General features: G+C 56.5%; 2 protein-coding genes and 1 tRNA gene. All 3 read left to right on the top strand.

Annotated features, from left to right (window positions below):
• Positions 1-279 (top strand): hypothetical protein (locus FJ443_RS31520; RefSeq protein ID WP_210239651.1); only part of this gene is annotated, 279 nt, incomplete at its 5' end.
• Positions 280-453: 174 nt separating this feature from the next.
• Positions 454-544, top strand: a tRNA-Ser gene (locus FJ443_RS31015).
• Positions 545-718: 174 nt separating this feature from the next.
• Positions 719-1,066: GIY-YIG nuclease family protein (locus tag FJ443_RS31010; RefSeq protein WP_348640071.1), on the top strand; the 348-nt coding region annotated here is incomplete at its 3' end.

Raw genomic sequence — 1,066 nt, 5'->3', positions numbered from 1 at the left:
AAAGTTAAAAAACGGGTCTGGGTATTCTTTGCTGAAGGACAGCGTTCCCTGCCCCATCCCCACTACCGAAAAAGATGCGCACCGCGCCGCTCCTTCGAAATCGACATTACCCATGAGCAGACGGGGTTCAACCACGATCGTACCGGCGAAAGGGCTGTGCGGCTGCTATCCCCCAGCGTTGTTGCACAAATGACACGATTTGGCCTCACTCAGAAAGCTCTCATTAACCTTCGGCCCGCCCCAGCCCCTTGTTTACGGGCGAATCCGGCGATCGGCTGACGGAATCATGGCGAGGCCTTGAGCCGCCAGCCAGGGAATCGCCGCAGAACCGCCGCATCGCGGAAGGCCGCAGGCCGGTGCGTTCTTATTTTTCCGTATAATGGCTTCTTTTTCCGAGATATTGGCTGGGGCTTGTTGATTGTGCCGGCGCTTTTCTTTATCCAGCGGCGCAACGGAGAGGTGGCCGAGTGGTCGAAGGCGCTCCCCTGCTAAGGGAGTAGAGGTCAAAAGCTTCTCGTGGGTTCGAATCCCATCCTCTCCGCCATCCTGCTTCGCTCTTCGAGCTTCGCAGGACAAGCCCAGACCAGACCTCAGCGCGAAGCAGGATGCCCTCCGAAGCCTCGGCGAAGGAGGGCCGCAAGCTTGCAAAAGCAGGATTGGCAATACCCTCAGCGCGAAGCAGGATGCCCTCCGAAGCCTTGGCAAAGGAGGGCCGGTCGTGTGGTATGTATACCTGCTGGAAAGCAAGACTGCCGACGGTGAGCGTTATGTCGGCATCACGTCCGACTTGAAGCGACGGCTTGCCGAGCACAATGACGGAAAATCCAGTCACACATCCAAGTTCCTGCCATGGCAGATCGTCACCTATGTGGCGTTCTCGAATCAAGCCAAGGCGACTTCATTGAGCGTTATCTCAAATCCGGTTCCGGGCACGCCTTCGCCAGCAAACGTCTGTGGTGAATGCCCCTTCCTTGTGAAAAAACCCAGGGATTCCCGGAAAAACGCAGCAATACCAATTGTTTGCTGCAAAAACACGCACCACCAAAACGGTTGTTTCGTTCGATTC

It is taken from the genome of Mesorhizobium sp. B2-6-1, from assembly GCF_006440475.1.
Classification (GTDB): Bacteria; Pseudomonadota; Alphaproteobacteria; order Rhizobiales; family Rhizobiaceae; genus Mesorhizobium.
The sequence above is the reverse complement of the archived record's forward strand: the minus strand, read 5'-3'. Positions and strand labels throughout refer to the sequence as shown.